Raw genomic sequence first — 22,812 nt, forward strand, 5'->3', positions numbered from 1 at the left:
AGCTACCTATAGGTCGTCGTTATAACCCAGGTTCTTTAACATGCGCTCATTATCTGACCAGCCTTCACGCACTTTGACCCATATCTGTAAAAACACTTTACAACCGAATAGCTGTTCCATTTCCAGCCGAGCATCCTGACCGATAAGCTTGAGCTGTTCGCCTCTTTTACCAATCACAATCGACTTCTGACCGCTTCGCTCAACATAAACAACAGCACCAATTCGATACATGCCTTCTTCTTCCTCGAACTGTTCAATTTCTACAGTGAGTGAATAAGGTAATTCCTGACCGAGATAACGGAATAATTTTTCACGTACGATTTCACCCGCCAAAAAGCGTGAACTGCGATCGGTTAATTGATCTTCATCAAAGATCATCTCGCCTTCAGGCATTAACTTGGCAATTTCCTGCTCCAGTACATCTGTATTCATACCTTTCCGTGCAGAAATAGGCACAACAGCCGCAAAATCATATTGTGGTGCAAGTGATTGTATCTGTGGTAATAAATCTGATTTGTCTGAGAGTTTATCGGCTTTATTTAACACTAAAATGACTGGAGAGCGTGCATCTTGTTGAATACGTTTCAAGACGCGCTGATCATCTTCCGTCCATTTCAGTCCTTCCACAACAAACAGCACCACATCCACATCGTCAATTGAAGCGGCAGCAGCGCGGTTCATATAACGATTCATCGCTTTTTTACCGTCGCTGTGCATACCCGGTGTATCAACGTAGATAAACTGGCCCTGGTCTGTGGTTTTAATACCTAGAATACGGTGGCGGGTCGTTTGTGGGCGACGTGAAGTAATACATAATTTCTGACCAAGAATACGGTTGATTAATGTGGACTTACCCACATTTGGACGCCCAATAATGGCAACGTAACCGGAACGAAATGGTGTGGTATTCATTATTTACCCTCTATTAGAGTTAAGGCACGTTCAGCGGCTTTTTTCAGCTTTTCGGTGACTACTGCCTTGAGCAACGACCACTTTGTCCAGCAAGGTAACCTGGCAGGATGCTTCAAAGACAGGCTGTTTCTTGTCTGTTTTTAATTCTTTAACACTATATAGCGGTAAAGGCTGTTTACGACTTTGTAATAATTCCTGCAAACGCGTTTTAGGATCCTTGACCGTTTCTGTCACATCAATAGACGCTATTCGCTCGGCAAATAGTCTTAAGATGAGCTCTTTGACAGGTGTCAGACCGCTATCAAGATAAAGTGCACCTAAAATAGCTTCTACCGCATCAGCCAGAATTGATTCCCGACGAAAACCACCACTTTTTAGTTCACCTGGCCCGAGGATTAATACATCCCCTAACTTTAACTCGCGCCCCAGCTCAGCTAAGGTTTCACCTTTGACCAGAGAAGCCCGTAGACGGCTTAATTTTCCTTCCTTAACTTGAGGGAAACGGTTGAATAACTCTTCCGCAATCACAAAACTCAAAATAGCATCACCGAGATATTCAAGACGCTCATTATTTTTGGGATCCGCACTGCGGTGCGTTAAGGCTTGTTGTAAAAATGCGGTATCTTTAAATTCTACTTTTAACTGTTTGCACAGGGCTTTTTGCCGCTGGGTTATCATTATAGCTGTGGCTCTACATCAATTTCTTTATGAAAATGCCCGACCAGATCGATCTGAGCAAAAAACGGTTTTCGCACTTCATAGTCGATAACGATTTTCGTTACGTAGGCGGTGTTTTTACCGCGGAAAACTTCGACATCATCGCGTTCGACACTACTGATATAGCCGATATTAAAGCGCTTAGAAAGCAGTGTCTGTACTTCATTTTTCGAGAGATTGTTATTACGTAGTTCTGTCTTCATATCTTCCATGATCTGGACGACACCGTAATACTCCTGATACATCGGCACCAAACGAATCGCTAATGTCACAAAAAAAGCAATCAAGGCCAACACAATGACCCAGCCAATTAATGTCATACCTCGCTGGTGTTTCATCACAATCTCCTTATTCAATAGACTGACCTAAACGATTCCAGACAATGCCGCCCTCATTCCAGTCCCAACTCATCCAAACTAAAAAGGCCTTACCGACCAAATTTTCTTCAGGGACGGTTCCCCAGTAACGACTATCATTACTGTTATCACGGTTATCCCCCATAACAAAATAGTGTCCTTCAGGCACCACGGTTTCACCTTCCACACGTTTAACACCCGGTTCAACCACGATTAGATGATTATGTTCACCGAGCTGTTCAGAACGTAACTCAGAGCCTGGAGCTGAAATATTAATCATGCTTTCAGGTTTTTCTTGTGGCTCTTGTGCAACCGGTTCGCCGTTAATATAAATCGTTTTATTGAAATAACCGACTTTATCTCCGGGAAGGCCTACCACACGTTTGATATAGTCAATATCAGGGTCACTTTTATTCTTCTTCACCGGGTAACGAAAAACTACCACATCACCTCGTTCAGGCTCGCCTGTCTCTAATATTTTTGTGTTGAGGACCGGTAAACGGATGCCATATGAGAATTTATTCACCAGAATAAAATCACCAATGTGCAGCGTAGGTACCATTGATGACGATGGGATACGGAAAGGTTCAGCGATAAAGGAGCGAATCACTAACACCAAAAGAATGATAGGAAAAAATGAGCGTGCATATTCAACCACGACAGGTTCTTTTGCATCGTTATCACGACCTGGTGCCCAAAACAGCTTGTCGATTAACCAAATCAAGCCGGTGACGGCTACCAGTAACACCATGATTGCGGGAAAACTCACTGTATAACGCTCCTTCCTACCTTTTATGAATTCTTTGACAGTTGTAATACGGCGAGGAAGGCTTCTTGTGGCACATCCACCTTACCAACAGACTTCATCCGTTTTTTACCTGCTTTTTGTTTTTCCAGCAATTTACGTTTACGAGAAACGTCACCGCCGTAACATTTAGCTAATACATTTTTACGCATCGCTTTGACGGTAGAACGAGCAATAATATGTCCGCCAATAGCCGCTTGAATAGCAATATCAAACATTTGACGCGGTATCAGCTCTTTCATTTTTTCGACTAGCAGTCTCCCGCGACTCACACTGCTATCCTTGTGCACGATGAGCGATAAGGCATCGACTCGTTCACCATTAATCATAATATCTAATTTCACCAGATTGGCTGGCTCGAACCGAACAAAGTGATAGTCAAGCGAGGCATAGCCACGGCTGACAGACTTCACACGGTCGAAGAAATCAATGACCACTTCATTCATAGGAAGTTCATAGGTTAACGCAACCTGTTTTCCCATATACTGCATATTCTTCTGCACACCACGTTTTTCAACGCATAAGGTAATCACAGCGCCTAAATGGTCTTGTGGCACCAGAATATCCGCTCTGACGATAGGTTCACGTATTTCTTCAATGGTGCCAACATCAGGTAGCGATGATGGATTTTCAACCCGTTCGACTTCGCCATTTTTCTTGAGAACTTCAAACACAACGGTCGGCGCTGTTGTGATCAGATCAAGATCGTATTCACGTTCCAATCGTTCCTGAATGATTTCCATATGCAACAGCCCCAGGAAACCACAACGGAAACCAAATCCTAAGGCTTGTGAGCTTTCAGGTTCATAAAATAATGAAGCATCATTTAGGCGTAATTTCGACAAGGCTTCACGGAAGTTTTCGTAATCATCACTGCTGACAGGGAAAATACCGGCATAGACTTGTGGGGTTACTTCTTTGAAACCGGGCAGCATTTTATCTGCACCATGGTGTGCGTGCGTTAAGGTGTCACCTACCGGTGCCCCATCAATTTCCTTGACCCCTGAAATGACGTAACCCACGTCACCACAATCCAGCACGTTACATGGTGTGCGTTTAGGTGTGAAAGTACCTACTTGATCGACTTGATATTCCTGCCCTGTCGACATGACTTTTATTTTATCTTTGTGCTTAAGTGAGCCATCGACAATACGTACCAATGAAATAACACCCACGTAGCTGTCAAACCAGGAATCAATAATGAGGGCTTTAAGAGGTGCGTCTGGATTACCTCTTGGCGCAGGGACTTTTGCCACCAGCTCTTCCAGTACGTCTTCAATACCAATACCAGTTTTGGCACTACAACGTACAGCATCCATAGCATCGACGCCGATAATGTCTTCAATTTCTTGGGCAACACGTTCCGGTTCTGCCGAAGGTAAATCAATTTTATTCAGAACTGGCAATACTTCTAAGCCTAAATCAATGGCGGTGTAGCAGTTCGCCACACTTTGTGCTTCCACACCCTGCGCCGCATCAACGACTAATAATGCCCCTTCACAAGCAGCAAGAGAGCGGGATACTTCATAAGAAAAGTCGACGTGTCCGGGTGTATCGATGAAATTCAGCTGATAAGTTTCCCCATCGCGTGCTTTGTATTCCAGTGATACGCTTTGCGCTTTGATGGTAATACCACGTTCGCGCTCAATATCCATAGAATCTAGCACTTGCTGGGACATTTCCCGGTCAGTCAGACCACCACAAATTTGAATAAACCGATCAGCAATGGTGGATTTACCATGATCGATATGTGCGATGATAGAAAAGTTACGTATATTGTTCATTTAGTTACATTTTCATTAGTGACGTCGGTGGCCATTCCGAACAGTTAACATAGATTTTGCATGACATGCATTGTTCCCGCTGGCAGATGATATAGGCCTTTGAGTCACGCGCTCAGCAAATGATCCCACATTATACGCATTTCACTATGACAAAACGATAATCTCGACACGCCTTAGATAAAAACGTGACTTCTGAATACCAGTCTGACACTCTGTCTTCGCTCATGGCTGAGAAGACTTCTGAGTCAGATCATCTCAATAGCAATACAGTACTTTTGTGGACAATAATTACCATGGATAAATCGGTCCTGACGGGTCCCATCATAAAAACCTTCTTAAGCTATGCCATCCCCTCCATTTTGGGCTTATTAGCCATCACTACGGCCAGTATCGTAGATGGTATTTTTGTCGGCCAATTTGTCAGTGCTCAGGGGCTCGCAGCCATCAATTTACTGATTCCCTATCTGTCATTGATATTTGGACTGGCTTTAATGTTTTCCATTGGAGGAGCCGTTCGAGCGGGCTATTATATTGGTCAGAAACGTTTTCAATCAGCATCCGATGTCTTTAGCCAGTGCCTGCTTATTATTGTCGTTATTGGACTTGGTTTTCTGCTTTTTTCCTGGTTATTCACTGACGCTATATTGCTTTTTCTCGGCACGCCCACCTCCATACTAACGTTAATCAGGCCTTATTTTCTGATCATCAGTGCTGTATTGCTTATTCAGATTTCTACGATGGTGATGTATTACTTTATTCGTCAGGATAATGCTCAAACACTCGCTTCAGTTGCATTAATCAGCGGCGCCATCATTAATATTATTCTGGATGCTGTGTTTATTATCGTATTCGAATGGGGACTAAAAGGCGCTGCCGCTGCAACAGCCATTGCACAAACCATACAACTGATTATGTTAAGTCGTTATTTTTTACGATCTCAGAAAAAGTTAACTTTTTCATTCATCCAACATAATAAATCAGAAATAAAACCCGTAATGTTTAATGGCAGATCAGAGTTTATCAATGAAATCTCTGGGGGATTGGTCATCCTGGTATTGAACTGGATTTTAGTCAGTCGGCTTGATGTTGAGGGTATCGCGGCTTTTGCCGTCATTAATTACCTGATCTTTATCAGTCTGATGCTGTATTACGGCATATCTGATGCATTACATTTGGTGGTCAGTCAAAATCATGGGGCCCGAAATACCCAGCGAATCAGTCAGTTTATGCTAACAGCCATCATCGGTATTCTTTGCATCAGTATCAGTGTGACACTGTGTTTGCTCTATTTCCCAGAACACATCAGCAGCCTGTTTCTGGATAAAACAGCCGAACACACGATGCAATTATCCAAACACTTTATTTCTCTATTGTGGCCGTTATTTTTGATAAATGGTGTTAATGTGATTCTTTCTATTTATTTAACGGCCATCCAGCAACCGATTCCCTCTATGGCCATCGCGTTATCGAGAGGGTTATTCTTGCCTATTGCATTGTTACTCGTTTTGTCTTGGTTACTTCCAGAGCCTGAATTTCTTATTGCTTTACCACTCTCAGAATGGCTGACATTTTTACTCGCTATCCTCTTATTTATCCGATATCGCCCAAAAAAAATGAATTAAACATCGCTAAAGTATCTTTTTTAAAAACAGAAGAATGGCAACAAAATTCATATGTCATGAATCATCAGGCAAAAAAAGCCAGATAACATACATTATCTGGCTCATAGCAAAGTCTGAGAGTATTCAGACGGTTGGGGAAATTAGAACTGCCAAGCAACGCTCAGGCGAACATCACGACCAGGTTCTGCGAAACCACTGACGCCATCATTCACATCTGCAATATCAGCTACGCTGGCATGATCTAGATAATATTTATCAAAGACATTTCGAACAGTCAGTGTGATTGCGACATCTTCTGTACTAGAAGGACGCCACTGTGCATAAAAATCGTGTATGGCATAGCCTGGCTTATCTATTTTAGTGCCCTCTGGTAACCAGACAGGTGCATACAAATCAACATTGTCTTCTCTTTTCACAAACTGTGCATTCCAGCCGAATGTCCAGGTAGAATTCATCTGATAATCTAGGGTAGCAACCAAACTGTCACCAATGGTGTTAGCTTGTCCATTTGTTGAGTAGCCTCCCGCATCCTGGCCAGCAATTTCGATATCATTATGGTGATAACTCAAGCGACCCATCAATTTTTCCCAACGACGACCAATCTCCAGTACATAACCATCTGATTCCAGATCGCCCACATTTTCGAAGATTGTTCCAGCCGCCGCTCCTCCACCAACGCGATCAGCGATGATGTCATCAATGTTTGAACGATAAACTTTGGCAGATCCAAACCAAGTTCTTGATTCATAGGCGACACCAAATTCAGTATTGTCGGCATCTTCTGGTTTTAGGTCTGCATCATAGCTACCGAATAGCTTATAAGCATCCTGAGATGTAGGTCCTTTGAAAGCTTCCGAATAAGAGGCGAAAGCACTCCAGTTATCAGTAAAGTGATAGTTAATACCAATGTTATGACTGACTTCATCTTCCTCAAACTTTTGATTATCAGCATCATTCAGTTCATAGTCATCGTATCTCAGACCCGCACTTAAAAGTAGCGCATCGGTGATTTGAATATCATCCTGAATATAAACACCTTTAACTTTTACATTTTCCTTCAGTGCACGCTCGTCACTCGGAGGCCCTGCGTAAGTTTCATCCTCACGGTAATCAATACCGTAAGTCACTTTGTGCATCCCGAAGATCGAAGTATTTCTCAAATCGAGACCTTTGCTTTCACCTGTCCCGATGTAAGGATCTCGTTCACCAGTTCGCTTCAGTTCTGACTCGATGTTATACACAGTAAGGCCCAAATCAAGATATGGGTTATCAATAGGGTTCAATTCATAATTGAACGTGACGGTTTCGCGTTCCAGCTCTAGAGGAGCTAGTGGATTCCAGGAAAGAACAGGCCATTGCGGTCTGAATGGTCTTTCACCATCATCGGTACGTTTCTGATAACTCAGACGAACTGTCTGACTATCAGTCAGGTGACCAACAACTTTGGCAAAAAGAAAGTCCTGGTCGAATTTGCTGCCTTCAACTTCATCGCCATTACCATCCTCATAGGCATCAGCGTTGTAGTTGGTCGCAGAAACCATAGCACTCCAGTCATCAGTCAGACGACCAAACAGTGTGGTATTTGTTTTAAACGAATCTGTATTGCTGGAGAACATGCCTTTGACCAAGCCACCAAATTGCTCGCCCGGCTTCAGCATATCTTCAGGATCTTTAGTAACAAATTTGACTGAACCACCAAGTGCTCCAGCACCTGATAGCGCATTACCTGAGCCGGCATTCACTTCAACACGTTTAAGAAGTTCTGGCTCAATACTGATGCGCCCAGCATGGTGAAATAAACGTGTTGCCTGAACAGCGCCATCAATACTGATGCTCAGCAATTGGTCTTCAATACCTCGCACATAGAGTTTCTGAGCGATATCGACACCACCACCGACAGATATTTCTGGTGATTGACTGAATAAATCTTCCAAATCATTCGCCTGAACTTTTTCAATTTGTTCAGCGGTCACGCTGTTAAGTTCAGGAGTAATCGTGTTACCAGTCACCTCAACAGTGTCCAAGATTATTTCTTCAGCTATTGCAGCCTGTGAAAACATCGCGGCGAAAAGCGCGACAGAAAGTACAGTCCGATGACTAATTGGGTTTAAGCTTTTACTCACAACCACCTCGTTAATAATAATCATTATCAAATAAAACAAGATCGCATTCTAATGATTAAGCGAGATGATGAATATGAAATTTACAATTGTTACATTTCACCCCTAACTTGCAGGTAGGACCATGTTCATTCTTAAACCACCCGTCACTAAGTTCTCAGCGCTCAGTTGTCCTCCACACACTTCAATATGGCGTTTAGCCAGGCTCAAACCCACACCAAATCCACGATGAAGCTGACGCCCAGAATGAGCCAGCCTGAAAAAAGGTTTAAAGATATTGGTTAAATGGTGTGGTGCTATACCTGGGCCGAAGTCATCAATATAGATTTGGTATTGATCTGCCACTTTCTCAACGATGACTTTGACGGTTTGGCCATCGGGGGTATGTGCTAGTGCATTCCTGAGAATATTTTCAAAGGCGTGTCCTATAGCACGCGCACTGCTGTTTTCAATAATCGCGTGCTCTGGCATCGTCGCCTTGATTTCGCATTTGGGAAACTCAAACCTCGCATCCTCAATGATACTATCGATCAAATCAGTTAAGTCTAATGTTTCTTGACGTAAATCGGGACATTCGTTATCAAGCCACGCCAAAGTGAGTGTATCCTCAACCAATACACGCATTTGCTGACTTTCATATCGAATTCGTTCTATCAATTTCGGATCAAGATCCTGATTTTCAGCCCAGCTTAATGCTAATTCCACTCGTGCTAGCGGGGTTCTAAGTTCATGAGAGAGATCAGAAATGAGGTGACGCTGTGTTTGAATTAAGTGACCTATTCGCTCTGCCATCCCATCAAAGGTGTCACCCAAGGCGGTAATTTCGTCTTGACGTTTTGCCAAAGTTTTCCCGACACGCACATTGAAATTACCATCACTAAATTGCCTTGTTGCTTTTTCCAGTTGACTAAGTGGTGACATGACATGGCGATAGATAATCAAGCTAATTAAGGTCATCAACAATAAAGGCAAGGCGATCTGTAACAGCAAGCTAGTCTGAAACCAGTATGCTCCTGGCCGCATTCGATCCGGTAAGGTGATGAGAAAATGTGTTTTACCGTCAGAAAAAGGCAAATCCATTGTCGGGTTTTCTTTGAAATAGAGATGTATTTTCCAGCTGATGTCACGACCAAGAGCAAATCTCTCCTGGTATTGTTCTGATATATAGCTATTTCCTACTGGTGCAACATTGGAAGAAACAACAGCTACCCAGGTATTTTCTTTTTCTTGAAGATGCTTTACCCACTCATTTAGCGATTGAATATCACCGTTTTCATGATATTTCTCCGCCAATTTGGCATACGCTTTCAATTCAGACTGGTAACGCTGATCAATGAAACTCATATGTTGCTCTGTGTGCAGTAGCAAAATATGTATCAGCCAAAAAAGTAAAATAGTGCCAATGACTATGGTTGCGACTAACTTCCATAGTAAGCGACGCTTCATAATAAAATATATCCTGTCCCATGCACGGTTTGTAGGTGATCAGCGGGTAGTCCCGCCGAGACTAACTTCCGCCTAACCCGGCTCATATGCATATCAAGACTTCTGTCATAACGACTAAACTCTTTTTCCAATACGAGACGATATAGTTGTGGTTTGCTGAGCGTTTGTTTGGGATTCTGCATCAGTGTCCACAAAAGTTTGAACTGTATAGGGGTAAATGGAATGGTTTGGCCCGCAAACGAAACGGTTTGTTTGTGTTTATTTAACTCAATACCGTGTCTGCTGAGATAATGATGATCATCGTCATTGATTTGTGGTGCTAAACGCCTGAGAATCGCTTCTATCCTTAATATCAACTCGGTGAAATTAAATGGTTTTGACAAATAATCATCTGCACCACTTTTTAATCCAAGAATACGTTCTTCCTCTGCACCATGTGCAGTTAGCATAATCACTGGCGTAACACGTGTTTGCCTGATTGTTTTTAAAATTTGGTAGCCATCTTTTTCTGGCAAAGACACATCCAATAAAATTAAATCCAACGACAAACTAATAGATTTTGTCAGACCATCATTACCATCATGTGCTACCACCGTATCAAAACCAGCATTCACAAGAAGCTGCTGTAATTGTTGGTTTAATGTGATGTCATCCTCAACTATAAGCACTCTAGGTGGCATGATTTGACGTTACCTTTAAAATCTTAATAACAATTGTTCGTATTATGAATAATAGCAGATAAGTCGTTATTTAACTGACATCGAAGGTAAAAAAAGCCGTTGATATACATCAACGGCTTTTTTAGTTTGATTTAAAGAGAAGTTACTCTTTAATTTCTAACGCCAGGAATTGTGCTGAACCACCGCGTTGTACTAACACAGGAATCGGTTTATTAGCAGGCAGTTTTTTTGCCACCTCAATAAATTGATGAGGATCCTGGATATCAGTGTTGTTGATACTCAGAAGAATATCACCAGGTCTAATACCAGCTTTGATTGCGGGTCCTTGTTCAACCTTCATGACCATGACACCACCTTTTGCTACGTCAAACTGTTTACGTTGCTCTGGTGTGATATCAGCGACTTCCATTGATAGACGTGAATCAACAAATCGACCTGGTTTTGAGCTATTGTTGGTAAGGTCTTCATCTTTTGGTAGTTCTTCGATGGTGACTTTGAGTGTTTCGTGCTTATTATTACGCATCACCTCAACGTCTACTTCTTTACCTACTTTAGTTCTACCAACGATTGGTGGTAAATCAGAAGAGGTCTCTACTTCTTTACCATCAAAATCAAGAATCACGTCACCTGCTTTAAAGCCTGCTCGTGCTGCTGGGCTGTCGTCGACGACACGAGATATAAGTGCACCGCTTGGTTTAGATAAACCAAACGATTCGGCGAGTTCACGCGTTACATCTTGAATAACGACACCTAACCAGCCACGGCTGACATAGCCTTGTGATTTAATCTGATCCACCACATTCATGACGGTACCAATTGGGATAGCAAACGATACCCCCATAAAACCACCGGTACGGCTATAAATTTGTGAGTTGATACCAATCACTTCGCCGTCCAGATTAAATAGTGGGCCACCTGAGTTACCGGGATTAATAGCCACATCTGTTTGAATGAAGGGTACATAACTATCGCTAGGTAAACTACGGCCTAAGGCGCTGATAATGCCAGCGGTTGCAGAGTAGTCAAAGCCGAAAGGTGAGCCAATCGCTAACACCCACTCTCCCACTTTCAAATCATCTGAGTCACCGAGTTTGACGGCTTTTAAGTTTTTGGCATCGACTTTGATTAAGGCAACATCACTGCGTGCATCGCTACCTAATACTTTTGCCTCTAATTCAGTTCTATCACTGAAACGGACGATGATTTCATCAGCATCTTTGATAACATGATGATTAGTCAGAATGTAACCATCAGAAGACAAAACAAAACCAGAACCTAGAGATTCACTTTCTCTCGGCATTGGTGAGCCGCCCTGTTCACCAAAAAACTTTTTGAAGAACTCATCCATCCCTGAACCTTCAGGTAACTCCAAACCACGTGGTAGCATTGAAGTGGGAGTTTGCTCTGTTTTGTTATGAGTTCGGATGTTTACAACAGCATCACCATTGTCGGCAACGAGTTCGGTAAATTCTGGTAGTGACCGAGCCTGAACACTAACACTCAGCATTAGCCAAGTCATTAGCATTGCTAACGCCGTCCAATTTTTGTTTACTCTCATTTGAAGTCCTCATTTGGTTTGACATTGATACCGGCATCATGATGACTCATACGGTGCTTAACCCATACAAAGCCAGTAATCAGACCTAATAGACCAGACACAATTTGCAGCAGTTCCCCCCCCATTAAACGCACGGTAATTGCGATGGTAAATAGGAGAATAAGCGGCAACATGTACATCATGAAAGCCCCTGTTAACAAGGCTTCTTCAGGAATTGAAACGGTCACCTGTTGACCCACTCTCAACTCACCATCGTCCTTAACCGCTATACGAGAAAATTTTTTGCCGACATGCTTGGATAACAAGCCAGTACCACAGCCTTTACGTGCCTGGCATTGACCGCAAGTTGACTGGCGTTCGGCTTCTACCCAGACTTGTTCACCACTTCTACTGGCTACGGTCGCTTTTTGTTCAATCATTCCTGTTCGGCCTGACTGAAGGCGATAGCACTCCCGATCTTTTCAACAGTAACGGCAGGTACCTCACCCACTACGGTGACGAAATGTGCATTCATGATTGTGCCAAAAGCATTAATACCACCCACGTGCGAAGCACCATGCAGATGATTGTGTTTGGCACGAATTTTCTCAATAAAAACAGACACTGAGCTTAGGCCATCACTGTAAACACGTTGTTCAACATCGGCCCCATTACTGGATCTTAGGCGGTTCTGTAAAGCAACTAAAGCGAATCCGTCAGGCAACCAATTCACCTGCCATGCCAGTTCATGGTGGTGTTCTTCAATGTCGATAGGTTCTTGAGGTTCTGTCTTGTGCCAGACCATGTCATCTTCAGCTAGTAGTGACTCGAACTTATAATCTGGAATAGGTTCGCCTGTGCTAACTGATGAAAAAGAAAATGTTTCCAGCACATCACCATCTTGAGCTATAAGTTCTGACTTTAGAAGAAGGTATGTTTCAACATCAACCCACAAGCGATAGCCATAACGATAATTATCATTAGGCGTAATCAATAACTGATAGGCATCTTTACCAGCAACGCGTTTTTTTCCACCCATTTCAACTTCATAATACGGTGCTGCAGAGCTGAAACGTCGAGGTAAGTCACTTGGAAACCCTCCACTCAGTGGACGACGACTAACATTGATTTGTTTACCATCGGGACTGATGCACGTCACCATATCGTTACTACGAATAACTTCTCTGGCAGCACCATTCAGAGAAATCATTCTTTCGAGCTCACCATTGTCATCTGACCGATGGAAAATACGTATTGACTGTAAGTTTCTGCCAGACTGATAGTTAAATACCCCTTCGTAGGTCAATGTTTTTGCCGCGGAAGTCATTTTTTCAAGGATCTGCATTGCTCGCGGATCATCAGCATGCGCCAGAGCAGAAAATGATAAAAATGTGACAACTAACAGGTGGAGCATGACGCGCATTAGAGTTTACTCCTCACCGTACGACACAACTCTTGCGTATGAGAATAAGCCTGATGCACCGGCATATTCATTGTGATCGACCAAGTAGTCGTTCAACCTGTCTTCGACTTCGGTCTCTCCCACTGTCCACCGATTTGTTTCGGCAACAGTAGTTTGTTGTTGCAACGGTTCAGATTGAGCCATATTAGTGGTAGGCATCACGGTCTGAGGTTGTGACATTAACCCCACTACAGCTAGCGCACCGAGTGATGCAGCCGCAGCCAGGCCAGCTGTTTGTCGCCAAAACCAATCAGGAAGTGCAAACACTTTTGCTGTTTTCGTTTTTTCAGTTGCATTGATATGCAAATCAGGCTCATCTGATAATGCCTGATGTATTCTGTCTGTTAAATCAACGTGATTATGATCAGTGACATAGCCATGTAGAAGATCACTCGAGAACTGATATCTCATGTAATCCACTTTGGCACTGTCATCTGTTTTCATCAATGCCAACAACTCATCAAGCTCTTGCTCATTAAGTTCGCCATCAACAAACGCTGACAATAGTTCTTGTTGCTTGATTGTCATAGTTCCTCTCCACCCATTACTGCTTTGACCTGTTTATCTATTGCCTCTCTGGCGCGAAAAATACGCGACCGTACGGTCCCAATTGGACAATCCATTGCCTGTGCAATTTCCTCATAGCTCAGACCTTCAAACTCCCGCAGTTTGATTGCCGTTGCCGTATCTTCAGGCAATTCCTGAATCGCATCATGAATTGCTTGTTGTAAGTCATCACTCATCAGACTACTTTCAGGCGTCTCAAATTCCTTCAATTCGGGCGCATCGTAGTAAATAGTTGCATCCATAGCGTCAACATCACTAACTGGTGGCCTTCTGGAGGCAGCGGTCAGATAGTTTTTTGATGTATTGATTGCAATACGATATAACCATGTATAGAAGGCACTATCGCCTCTGAAGCCGGGTAAAGCACGGTATGCTTTAATAAAGGCTTCTTGCGCAACATCCATCGCTTCAACAGGATCATGAACAAACCCTGTAATGACGTGAATGATTCTTTGCTGATACTTCATTATCAGCAAGTCAAACGCCTTTTTATCACCTGCTTGTACGCGCCGTACTAGCTCTTGATCCACATTCATCCTATCATCCGGCTTGAGTCGACACGTTCACTGCTTCAATTAATCCAGCTTGATTGACCATGTCGATTTAACTTTGTTCCACATTCAGTGCAAAATAAACTTTCTTATTGTACCTGTATAGAGATTTATGACCACAACGCATCATTACGATATTTTAATCATTGGCAGTGGCACCGCCGGACTGACCCTTGCTTTACATATGGCAAACGATGTCAAAGTCGCTGTAATATCAAAGGGTCAACTTGAAGAAGGCGCCTCTTTGTATGCTCAGGGTGGCATCTCTGTGGTCCTTGATAAAACCGACTCTATCCAGTCACATATTGATGATACTTTGCGGGCAGGTGCGGGACTATGCAATGAAAAGTCAGTCCGCTTTACCGTCGAGCATGCCCGCGAAAATATTGAGTGGCTTATCAATCAGGGAGTGACATTTACTCGCGATGGCATCACCTCAGAAACTTATCACCTTACACAGGAAGGTGGACACAGTCATCGACGTATTATTCATTCAGCTGATGCCACTGGAAGAGAAGTTGAAACAACTTTGCTCGATAAGGCTAAAGCACATCCTAATATCGAAATGCTGCCTTACCATATCGGCATCGATCTCATCAGTAGTAGTAAACAACTTGGTGAAAAAGAAAACCGTATTCTCGGCTGTTATGTGCTTGATATCCAAAAAGATGAAGCCAAAACATTGTTGGCCCCTATTACCGTACTGGCCACAGGTGGCGCGGGAAAGGTCTATCTTTACACCAGCAACCCAGATGTCTCGACTGGTGATGGCATAGCCATGGGTTGGCGTGCGGGTTGCCGTATTGCCAATATGGAATTTATTCAGTTTCATCCAACATGCCTGTTCCACCCTCAAGCAAAATCATTTTTGATCAGTGAGGCATTACGTGGTGAAGGCGCCAAGTTGGTATTAGCGAATGGTGAACAGTTCATGGAGCGATTTCATCCTCAGGCTGAACTCGCGCCAAGGGATGTTGTTGCCCGAGCCATTGATCACGAAATGAAACGCACAGGACATGACTGTGTATATCTTGATATCTCCCATAAACCCGCTTCATTTATCAAAGAACACTTTCCTACCATTTATCAACGTTGTTTAGAATTTGGTATAGATATCACCAAACAACCCATTCCTGTGGTACCCGCGGCGCATTACACTTGTGGCGGTATTATGACTGACTTGAATGGCAGGACCGATGTACCCGGCTTGTATGCCATTGGGGAGACAGCCCATACTGGTTTACATGGTGCCAACCGAATGGCCAGTAATTCGTTATTAGAATGTCTGGTATTCGCAAAATCAGCCGCTGAAGATATAAAAAAACAGTTACCACTGGTTACCTCTGCCATCGTGCCTCAATGGGATGCCAGTCAAGTACATCCAGCCAAAGAGGCTGTTGCGATTAGTCATAACTGGGATGAGTTACGACGGTGTATGTGGAACTATGTCGGCATAGTTCGAAAGACCGATCGTTTACTAAGAGCAAAGCAGCGCTTGCAAGTCCTGCAAGCTGAAATTCGTGATTTTTATACTAAACACCATATCAGTGCAGATTTACTGGAACTGAGAAACCTCGCTGATGTAGCTGAACTCATCATTGAATCAGCTTTGCGTCGAAAAGAAAGCCGAGGCCTTCATTACATTCTCGATTATCCAGAGACCGATAACACGCATTCGGCTACTGAAACGATTATTGCTCCCAAGAATCAGGATGACGAAGCTCAGCTCTGAGTTTTCTCCAATTATTTTTTTCTACAGCATCTATCGGAATCATCAGTATCTGACCTCGTCCATGCATAGATGGGTTTAAATAGATGAATAAAACATAAGGTAATTGAGTGCTCGATTTCAGTGTATAAGGCCCTGACACAGAGCCGTCGTTATAGTTTAGAAACCATTGTCTATCTTTGCTCATGCTGATTCCAGTCACAGACGCTTTTCCAGACACTCTCTTGTAGCGGCGTAACCAGATGACAAATCCCACACAAGCAAAACTAATTAACACACCCGTCAGCAGAGGCCCCATGCTTGCTTTGTTAAGCAGCAGTAAACTGATGACAACGACATGCAGCAATATCATATATCTAAACTCATACTGTGATTGACTGATCTCAACCTTCATCCTTGAATGCCCTTTATTTTCATCCCTGTTTTAGCATCGCTTATACAGTTAGAATAAAGTCTGTTCACAATAAATCGCAATATATCTATGAATTTTCAGACTCTTTCTCAATCCACACCCAGCGTCAATTACTTGTCCGAAGTTAGTCATGACTCATCGCCCGTAGCAATGGCCTTGCCCTCGCTCTCTGTCATTCAAGTCTCGGGTGAAGAAGCAGACAGTTTTTTACAGAATCTACTGACGAATGATATCCGCACATTAACGAACAATACTGCTCAGCTAAGTGGTTTTTGTAACCCAAAAGGTCGCTTATTAAGCCTGTTCTACGTTGTTAAGCGTGAAAAAGATTTTCTGCTAATCACAGCCACAGATCTAGCTGATAGCATTGCTCAACGATTGACGATGTTTAAGCTGCGTAGCAAGGTAGATATTTCTGTGAGCGCTGAACTCAATACAATGGGATATATCAGTGAAGCTCCGCTTAAAGATCAAGCGAGTACATTCTGGTCAGCTAGTGAGCATGATGGACAGTTGAGTATATATCTGCCGGGCGATTTGCATCGATATTTAGTTATCACGCCAGTAGATAAAAGTATCATCGAAAACAGTCGTATCGGTTCAGAGAACCTATGGCAAAGTGCTGATATTACATCAGGCTTACCCAAGGTCAGTCTTTTAACTAAAGAACAATTTACTCCTCAGCAACTCAATTTGGATGTCATCGGTGGTGTCAGTTTCAAAAAAGGCTGTTATCCAGGTCAGGAAGTGGTGGCTCGACTGCACTATCTGGGAAAACCCAGTCGCCGCTTATTTTTAGCTGAAATAACAACATCACATCTTCCTGAGCCCAATACCGAAGTTATTGATGAAGCTGGCGATGTAGCTGGACATGTAGTTCAAGCCGCGATGAACCAGGCTGATAATGGCCTATGTCACCTCAGTATAAAATTATCAGCACAAGCAAAATCACTCTATATTGGTCAGGATAAAATCTCGACACTCACTGCCTTCGTTGATGATGCAGAGTGACTATTCCTCCAGAGCCAGTTTTTTGAGTTTGTAACGCAACGAGCGAAAACTGATACCAAGCTTTTTGGCGGCGGCAGTCTTATTCCACCGGGTTGATTCCAGTGCATCCACGATAAGCTGCCGCTCCTGATCTTCAAGATGCGATTCAAGATCCGTCTCTCCACTTAACTGTGGCAGATCAACATTGAACACGGCATTGTCGGCCACGGTTGTGGCAGGTAGCATTAAATCATCTTTTTGAATGAGATTTCCTTCAGACCAGGTCATCGCTCGCTCTAGGATATTTTCAAGCTCACGGACATTACCCGGGAAAGCATAGGCGCAAAGTGCTTCAATTGCAGCCGTCTCTATACCTGGTTTGTTCTCACCATTTTTGGTCGCAAGATGACTCAGAATATGATCAACCAACATGGGTATATCCGCCTGTCGCTGACGTAAGGGAGGGACAAACAGCTCAATGACATTGAGACGATAAAACAAATCCTCCCGGAAATGGCCTTGCTTAACACATTCCGCTAGGTTTTTATGTGTTGCAGATAAAATGCGTACATCAACACTCATTTCTTCGTTGCCACCGACTGGTCGTATGGCTTTTTCCTGAATCGCTCTAAGCAACTTCACCTGCATCATCAGTGGTAAGTCGGCTACTTCATCTAAAAACAAGGTGCCACCATTGGCAGCCTGAAACAGTCCTTGCTTATCTGAGACAGCACCCGTGAAAGCTCCCTTTTTATGCCCGAAGAATTCACTTTCTACTAATTCAGCTGGAATAGCACCACAATTAATGGGCACAAAACTTTGCGCCGAGCGACTGCCTAGTTCATGAATAAGACGTGCTACCAGTTCTTTGCCGGTTCCTGACTCACCGGTGATATACACCGGAGCCTGACTACGAGCCAATTTACTGATCTTACTTCTTAACGAACGTATGACATCGGTATCACCAAGTAATTTATCTCTGGAACGGCGCTCTTTATTTTCTGTTTTTAAAGGAGATAAATTTAATGCTGAATTGACGAGATCACGTAGCACTTTAAGTTTGAGAGGTTTTGAAACAAAATCAAAAGCACCCGACTTCAGTGCTTCAACAGCCAGGTCAACATTACCATGGGCGGTAATCACGGCCACTGGACAGTTAGGATAAGATTTCTGAATCAGACGAACAATATCCAAACCATTGCCGTCCGGCAAACGCATATCCGTAAAACACAAATCAAATGACTGTTGTTTTAATGCTTGTGTCGCTTGAGCTACGTTTTCTGCTGTGACGCAATCGATAGACATGCCAGACAATGTCATGGTTAATAACTCAAGAATATCGGGCTCATCATCAATAACTAATGCTTGTCTATTCATTCTTTAATCATTTCCTACCATTCTCCCGGAAGGCTAATACGAAAAAAACCTGTATTAGACGTATCGTGAAGATAGTTCAAACGTGCTCGGTTAGCCTGGCAGAGTTCTCTCGCTAAATACAACCCCAAGCCTGTTCCTCCCTGACGAGCAGAATGAAATGGCTCAAATAAATGGGCCTGAACAGCCTCTGGAACCCCTGGGCCATTATCAATAATATCCAGAAAAATCTGTTTAGCATTCTGTTCCAGTCGGATATGTATATAAGGCTTTTCTTCTCGCTTAGCATGAAACCAGGCATTATCCATTAAATTCCATACAACCTGATGTAGCTGTTCAGGATCCATTGCAATCTGAAGATTAGCCGCTTTCATATCCAGGGCAATATCATCGTCATCAAGCTGTTTTGTTTCGGTAAATTCGTGAATAAATTTTTCTAGCCAGTCATTAAGCATAAACACAGCGGGTTCAGCTGTTTTTTTACGACTCATCTGCAAGATAGTTTCGATAATATTATTCACACGCTGAGTGTGTTTCAAGATGATGGCAGTCAGTTTCGTCATCATGTGATCTGCCGCATATTGCTCAGCCAATAATTCACCAGCATGGCTGATTGCACCGAGAGGATTTCGAATTTCGTGAGCAATGCTTGCCGTTAGCCTTCCCAAAGAAGCCAGTTTTAATTGCTGTGCTTGTTGGGCAAGTGCTGACGTATTTTCAATATAAATCAGCGTTTCACCGCTATCCAGCTGAGTAGCGGAGACTTGAATTTCAGGCAAGTCAGCCCGAGCCTGAAATGGAAGAAAAGCATTCAGACTTTGCTGCTGCCACAGCCAGACCTGCTCGCCTAGTTCAGGAACATGCTCACGTAAGTTAAATCCGGGCTCAATATCTGCTATGCCAAGCAATTGTCTTGCTGACGTATTCAGCATCGTTACGTTGCCATACGTGTCCAGAGCCAGCACGCCAGTGTGCATTTGACTGATAATGTGCTGATTTAATACAGCTAGATTTTCAACATCTCTCGCCCGCTCTTCTGCCAGGACCTGCGAACTTTGTAATTTTTTAGATAACCATTGTGCCAACCATGCTGTGACAAAAAATGTGGCACCTAAGATACCTGCCTGACTATATTTAGTGACACCATCGCCAGCAATTTGTGAATAACTGACTTCGAGCAAAACGGCTAAGGTCGCTAATGCGGCTATAAATGCGGCCAAACGTCCCGGCATTAACGCACCACCCGCCACGACAACGACTAACATCAGTGATCCAAGCCCGGTATGTAATCCACCACTGGCATGAATAATAACGATCAGAGCAATGATATCTATGACAGCTTGAATTCGTATCTGTGTTTGTACATCTCGCCAATGATTCAGTGTTAATACCAATAAAAGAAAGGCACTTAACAGATACGACAGGCTCACGACACTGTATAAACGTGGATCTGCTTCTCCCAGAAACTCAGGCGGTAGTCTCAAGTAAAAAACTAAGAAAAGGACCGTAGCGAGAAATAAGCGATAGCTGGCAAAAACGGTCAGCGCACGCCATGTAGCTGGATCTTGATAATACGGTTTATATGAATCCAAAGATGAACTCATTTCGACTCGTTAAAAGCCTCTAAATGTTGTGTGGAACAAAAATAATGATGGTTTTGTTGTATCGCTTCGTGTTCAGAAATATGTAATCCACACTGCTCGCAACGTACCATTTTTTCCATCCGTGCTTGTTCATCTTCTGCTTTAGCTTTGCGTAACAACGTCGTGATGATGATATATAGCAGCAAGCCAATGGCAATTAAAATAAGAATTCGCATTTTTCACCTCAAAAAAAGGGTATCGACATAGGATACCCTTTTTCTTTTATTTTTAGTGACGTTTAGCCACGAGAAGCACGTTTCCGTTCATGTTCCAGTAATAATTTTTTACGAACACGAATGGCTTTAGGTGTGACCTCAAGTAACTCATCATCACCGATAAATTCTAGTGCCTGCTCTAGGCTCATACGAATAGGCGGTACTAAAGTCACCGCTTCATCAGATCCAGATGCACGCATATTGGTTAGCTGTTTACCTTTTAATGGGTTAACAACTAAATCATTATCACGTGAGTGGATGCCAATCACCATACCTTCATAGACTTCATCACCATGTCCGATAAACATGCGACCACGGTCTTGCAAGTTAAAGATAGCAAAAGCAACCGCTTTACCCACACCATTTGCAATCAGAACACCATTGATACGTTTACCAAAACTACCGGTTTTCATCGGTGCATAATGATCAAATACACTGTAAATCAAACCTGTACCTTGGGTAGCCGTCAGAAATTCTGTACGGAAACCAATCAGGCCACGAGACGGAATAATAAAGTCTAAACGAATACGACCTTTACCATCGGGTACCATATTTTTCAGGTCAGCGCCCCGCTCACCCATTTTTTCCATGACAGTGCCTTGATGCTCATCTTCGATATCAATAGTGACAGCCTCAAAAGGCTCTTCTTTTACACCATCGACTTCACGGATAATCACTTCCGGACGAGAGACACCCAGTTCAAAACCTTCACGGCGCATATTTTCGATAAGCACAGACAAGTGCAACTCACCGCGACCTGACACTTTGAACTTATCAGGATCTGTTGGCACTTGATCCACACGTAACGCCACGTTATGAATTAATTCACGATCCAGACGCTCTTTGATTTGACGTGTAGTAATAAATTTTCCGTCTTTACCTGCAAACGGAGAATTATTAACCTGGAAGGTCATTGTCACGGTGGGTTCATCTACTGACAATGGTGGTAATGCTTCAACAGCATTTGGGTCACACAAGGTATCAGAAATATTTAATGGATCTAGACCGGTAAACGCAATAATATCGCCCGCTTGTGCCTCAGCCACTTCTTCACGTTGCAGACCTAAAAAGCCCATTACTTGCTGTACTCGACCGTTACGTTTTTTACCTTCACGGTCAACGACAGTGACAGGTGTATTCGTTTTCACACGGCCACGTTCGATACGACCAACACCGATAACACCCACATAACTGTTGTAGTCAAGTGATGACACCTGCATGCGGAAAGGACCTTCTGAATCGACATCAGGATGATTGACTTTGTCGACGATAAGCTCAAATAACGGTGTCATATCACCTTCACGAACAGTGTCTTCCATGCCTGCAAAGCCATTTAATCCTGATGCGTAAATGACATCAAAATCAAGCTGTTCATCTGTCGCATCCAAATTAACGAATAGATCAAAAGTTTGATCTAATACCCAATCTGGACGAGCTGATGGTTTATCAATCTTGTTAATAACAACAATAGGTTTGAGTCCTAATGCCAGCGCTTTCTGAGTCACAAAACGGGTTTGTGGCATCGGACCTTCAGCTGAATCTACCAGCAACAATACTGAATCAACCATCGACAGAACACGCTCAACTTCACCACCGAAATCAGCATGGCCTGGTGTATCCACGATGTTGATGTGGTAGTCATTCCAGCGAATCGCTGTATTTTTTGACAGGATGGTAATACCACGTTCACGTTCAAGATCGTTGGAGTCCATCACCCGTTCTGTCAATTCTTCATGCTCACCAAAGGTGCCAGACTGACGAAGGAGTTGGTCAACTAAGGTCGTTTTGCCATGGTCGACGTGGGCAATAATCGCTATATTGCGTAGCTTAGAAATATCTCGTTTATTTGTCATTAGTTTGAATTCTGTAAAAGCATGCCATGCATGCGAA

The 22,812-nt window shown here is 43.2% G+C and carries 21 protein-coding genes; 3 read left to right on the plus strand and 18 right to left on the minus strand.

What is annotated here, in order from left to right; genetic code table 11:
- Positions 1–6 precede the first annotated feature (6 nt).
- Genes era through lepA form a run of 5 tightly spaced genes read right to left on the minus strand, consistent with a single transcriptional unit; the run spans position 7 to position 4,574 of the window.
- A complete protein-coding gene (era, locus tag QUE24_RS02895; protein WP_286305164.1) occupies positions 7–912 on the minus strand; it encodes a GTPase Era in 906 nt (301 codons plus the stop codon).
- A gap of 30 nt (positions 913–942) precedes the next feature.
- Positions 943–1,590: a ribonuclease III gene (rnc, locus tag QUE24_RS02900; RefSeq protein WP_286305165.1), complete on the minus strand. Its 648-nt coding sequence runs from the start codon at positions 1,588–1,590 to the stop codon at positions 943–945.
- Positions 1,590–1,967, minus strand: a complete 378-nt coding sequence (locus QUE24_RS02905; protein ID WP_286305166.1) for a DUF4845 domain-containing protein — start codon at positions 1,965–1,967, stop codon at positions 1,590–1,592. The genes rnc and QUE24_RS02905 overlap by 1 nt, the downstream gene beginning before the upstream one ends.
- 10 nt (positions 1,968–1,977) lie before the next feature.
- Complete coding sequence (gene lepB / locus QUE24_RS02910; protein WP_286305167.1) at positions 1,978–2,754, minus strand: signal peptidase I; 777 nt, start codon at positions 2,752–2,754, stop codon at positions 1,978–1,980.
- A gap of 23 nt (positions 2,755–2,777) precedes the next feature.
- The gene (gene lepA, locus QUE24_RS02915; protein WP_286305168.1) at positions 2,778–4,574 is read right to left on the minus strand and encodes a translation elongation factor 4; all 1,797 of its coding nucleotides are present in this window, start codon (positions 4,572–4,574) and stop codon (positions 2,778–2,780) included.
- 293 nt (positions 4,575–4,867) lie between these two features.
- On the opposite strand from lepA, the gene QUE24_RS02920 reads away from it, so the two are divergent.
- Positions 4,868–6,196 carry an MATE family efflux transporter gene (locus QUE24_RS02920; protein ID WP_286305169.1) on the plus strand — a complete coding sequence of 443 codons (1,329 nt, stop codon included), beginning with the start codon at positions 4,868–4,870 and terminating at the stop codon, positions 6,194–6,196.
- A gap of 140 nt (positions 6,197–6,336) precedes the next feature.
- On the opposite strand, the gene QUE24_RS02925 is transcribed toward QUE24_RS02920, so the two are convergent.
- The 8 genes from QUE24_RS02925 to rpoE form a co-directional block, all read right to left on the minus strand.
- Positions 6,337–8,319, minus strand: coding sequence for a TonB-dependent receptor domain-containing protein (locus QUE24_RS02925; protein ID WP_286305170.1), 1,983 nt, complete (start codon positions 8,317–8,319; stop codon positions 6,337–6,339).
- Between the two features lie 102 nt (positions 8,320–8,421).
- A complete protein-coding gene (locus QUE24_RS02930; RefSeq protein ID WP_286305171.1) occupies positions 8,422–9,660 on the minus strand; it encodes a sensor histidine kinase in 1,239 nt (412 codons plus the stop codon).
- A gap of 98 nt (positions 9,661–9,758) precedes the next feature.
- The gene (locus QUE24_RS02935; RefSeq protein ID WP_286305172.1) at positions 9,759–10,442 is read right to left on the minus strand and encodes a response regulator transcription factor; all 684 of its coding nucleotides are present in this window, start codon (positions 10,440–10,442) and stop codon (positions 9,759–9,761) included.
- A 142-nt stretch (positions 10,443–10,584) separates the two neighbouring features.
- Positions 10,585–12,000 (minus strand): DegQ family serine endoprotease, encoded by a 1,416-nt coding sequence (locus tag QUE24_RS02940; RefSeq protein ID WP_286305173.1) that lies wholly within the window; start codon positions 11,998–12,000, stop codon positions 10,585–10,587.
- On the minus strand, positions 11,997–12,419 hold the full coding sequence (locus tag QUE24_RS02945; protein WP_286305174.1) for a SoxR reducing system RseC family protein: 423 nt from the start codon (positions 12,417–12,419) through the stop codon (positions 11,997–11,999). Before QUE24_RS02945 ends, QUE24_RS02940 begins: the two co-directional genes overlap by 4 nt.
- A complete protein-coding gene (locus tag QUE24_RS02950; protein WP_286305175.1) occupies positions 12,416–13,402 on the minus strand; it encodes a MucB/RseB C-terminal domain-containing protein in 987 nt (328 codons plus the stop codon). Before QUE24_RS02950 ends, QUE24_RS02945 begins: the two co-directional genes overlap by 4 nt.
- Positions 13,403–13,408: 6 nt before the next feature.
- A complete protein-coding gene (locus tag QUE24_RS02955) occupies positions 13,409–13,969 on the minus strand; it encodes a sigma-E factor negative regulatory protein (protein ID WP_286305176.1) in 561 nt (186 codons plus the stop codon).
- A complete protein-coding gene (gene rpoE / locus QUE24_RS02960) occupies positions 13,966–14,544 on the minus strand; it encodes an RNA polymerase sigma factor RpoE (RefSeq protein ID WP_007145701.1) in 579 nt (192 codons plus the stop codon). Before rpoE ends, QUE24_RS02955 begins: the two co-directional genes overlap by 4 nt.
- A 127-nt stretch (positions 14,545–14,671) precedes the next feature.
- Here rpoE and nadB point away from each other — a divergent pair, with 127 nt between their 5' ends.
- Entirely contained in the window at positions 14,672–16,291 is a 1,620-nt protein-coding gene (gene nadB, locus QUE24_RS02965; RefSeq protein ID WP_286305177.1) for an L-aspartate oxidase, read from the plus strand.
- Here the strand turns inward: nadB and QUE24_RS02970 are convergent.
- The gene (locus tag QUE24_RS02970) at positions 16,251–16,682 is read right to left on the minus strand and encodes a protein YgfX (protein WP_286305178.1); all 432 of its coding nucleotides are present in this window, start codon (positions 16,680–16,682) and stop codon (positions 16,251–16,253) included. The genes nadB and QUE24_RS02970 overlap by 41 nt on opposite strands.
- Positions 16,683–16,769: 87 nt before the next feature.
- Here QUE24_RS02970 and ygfZ point away from each other — a divergent pair, with 87 nt between their 5' ends.
- On the plus strand, positions 16,770–17,711 hold the full coding sequence (gene ygfZ, locus QUE24_RS02975) for a CAF17-like 4Fe-4S cluster assembly/insertion protein YgfZ (protein ID WP_286305179.1): 942 nt from the start codon (positions 16,770–16,772) through the stop codon (positions 17,709–17,711).
- On the opposite strand, the gene QUE24_RS02980 is transcribed toward ygfZ, so the two are convergent.
- From QUE24_RS02980 to typA, 4 genes are all read right to left on the minus strand, one after another.
- Complete coding sequence (locus QUE24_RS02980; RefSeq protein WP_286305180.1) at positions 17,712–19,067, minus strand: sigma-54-dependent transcriptional regulator; 1,356 nt, start codon at positions 19,065–19,067, stop codon at positions 17,712–17,714.
- Between the two features lie 14 nt (positions 19,068–19,081).
- Positions 19,082–20,668, minus strand: a complete 1,587-nt coding sequence (locus tag QUE24_RS02985) for a sensor histidine kinase (RefSeq protein WP_286305181.1) — start codon at positions 20,666–20,668, stop codon at positions 19,082–19,084.
- The gene (locus QUE24_RS02990) at positions 20,665–20,883 is read right to left on the minus strand and encodes a PP0621 family protein (protein WP_286305182.1); all 219 of its coding nucleotides are present in this window, start codon (positions 20,881–20,883) and stop codon (positions 20,665–20,667) included. The genes QUE24_RS02985 and QUE24_RS02990 overlap by 4 nt, the downstream gene beginning before the upstream one ends.
- A gap of 62 nt (positions 20,884–20,945) precedes the next feature.
- The gene (gene typA, locus QUE24_RS02995) at positions 20,946–22,775 is read right to left on the minus strand and encodes a translational GTPase TypA (protein WP_286305183.1); all 1,830 of its coding nucleotides are present in this window, start codon (positions 22,773–22,775) and stop codon (positions 20,946–20,948) included.
- Between the last annotated feature and the right edge of the window lie 37 nt (positions 22,776–22,812).

The organism is Methylophaga marina, assembly GCF_030296755.1.
Classification (GTDB): Bacteria; Pseudomonadota; Gammaproteobacteria; order Nitrosococcales; family Methylophagaceae; genus Methylophaga; species Methylophaga marina.

What these genes read in the sequence shown, in the direction of transcription:
- rnc (WP_286305165.1), bottom strand. Translation starts at nt 1,590, where the DNA reads ATGATAACCCAGCGGCAAAAAGCCCTGTGCAAACAGTTAAAAGTAGAA.
- QUE24_RS02920 (WP_286305169.1), top strand. Translation starts at nt 4,868, where the DNA reads ATGGATAAATCGGTCCTGACGGGTCCCATCATAAAAACCTTCTTAAGC.
- rpoE (WP_007145701.1), bottom strand. Translation starts at nt 14,544, where the DNA reads ATGAATGTGGATCAAGAGCTAGTACGGCGCGTACAAGCAGGTGATAAA.
- QUE24_RS02985 (WP_286305181.1), bottom strand. Translation starts at nt 20,668, where the DNA reads ATGAGTTCATCTTTGGATTCATATAAACCGTATTATCAAGATCCAGCT.
- QUE24_RS02980 (WP_286305180.1), bottom strand. Translation starts at nt 19,067, where the DNA reads ATGAATAGACAAGCATTAGTTATTGATGATGAGCCCGATATTCTTGAG.
- typA (WP_286305183.1), bottom strand. Translation starts at nt 22,775, where the DNA reads ATGACAAATAAACGAGATATTTCTAAGCTACGCAATATAGCGATTATT.
- QUE24_RS02950 (WP_286305175.1), bottom strand. Translation starts at nt 13,402, where the DNA reads ATGCGCGTCATGCTCCACCTGTTAGTTGTCACATTTTTATCATTTTCT.
- QUE24_RS02970 (WP_286305178.1), bottom strand. Translation starts at nt 16,682, where the DNA reads ATGAAGGTTGAGATCAGTCAATCACAGTATGAGTTTAGATATATGATA.
- QUE24_RS02905 (WP_286305166.1), bottom strand. Translation starts at nt 1,967, where the DNA reads ATGAAACACCAGCGAGGTATGACATTAATTGGCTGGGTCATTGTGTTG.
- QUE24_RS02935 (WP_286305172.1), bottom strand. Translation starts at nt 10,442, where the DNA reads ATGCCACCTAGAGTGCTTATAGTTGAGGATGACATCACATTAAACCAA.
- QUE24_RS02930 (WP_286305171.1), bottom strand. Translation starts at nt 9,660, where the DNA reads ATGAGTTTCATTGATCAGCGTTACCAGTCTGAATTGAAAGCGTATGCC.
- QUE24_RS02955 (WP_286305176.1), bottom strand. Translation starts at nt 13,969, where the DNA reads ATGACAATCAAGCAACAAGAACTATTGTCAGCGTTTGTTGATGGCGAA.
- nadB (WP_286305177.1), top strand. Translation starts at nt 14,672, where the DNA reads ATGACCACAACGCATCATTACGATATTTTAATCATTGGCAGTGGCACC.
- QUE24_RS02945 (WP_286305174.1), bottom strand. Translation starts at nt 12,419, where the DNA reads ATGATTGAACAAAAAGCGACCGTAGCCAGTAGAAGTGGTGAACAAGTC.
- QUE24_RS02940 (WP_286305173.1), bottom strand. Translation starts at nt 12,000, where the DNA reads ATGAGAGTAAACAAAAATTGGACGGCGTTAGCAATGCTAATGACTTGG.
- era (WP_286305164.1), bottom strand. Translation starts at nt 912, where the DNA reads ATGAATACCACACCATTTCGTTCCGGTTACGTTGCCATTATTGGGCGT.
- lepA (WP_286305168.1), bottom strand. Translation starts at nt 4,574, where the DNA reads ATGAACAATATACGTAACTTTTCTATCATCGCACATATCGATCATGGT.
- ygfZ (WP_286305179.1), top strand. Translation starts at nt 16,770, where the DNA reads ATGAATTTTCAGACTCTTTCTCAATCCACACCCAGCGTCAATTACTTG.
- QUE24_RS02990 (WP_286305182.1), bottom strand. Translation starts at nt 20,883, where the DNA reads ATGCGAATTCTTATTTTAATTGCCATTGGCTTGCTGCTATATATCATC.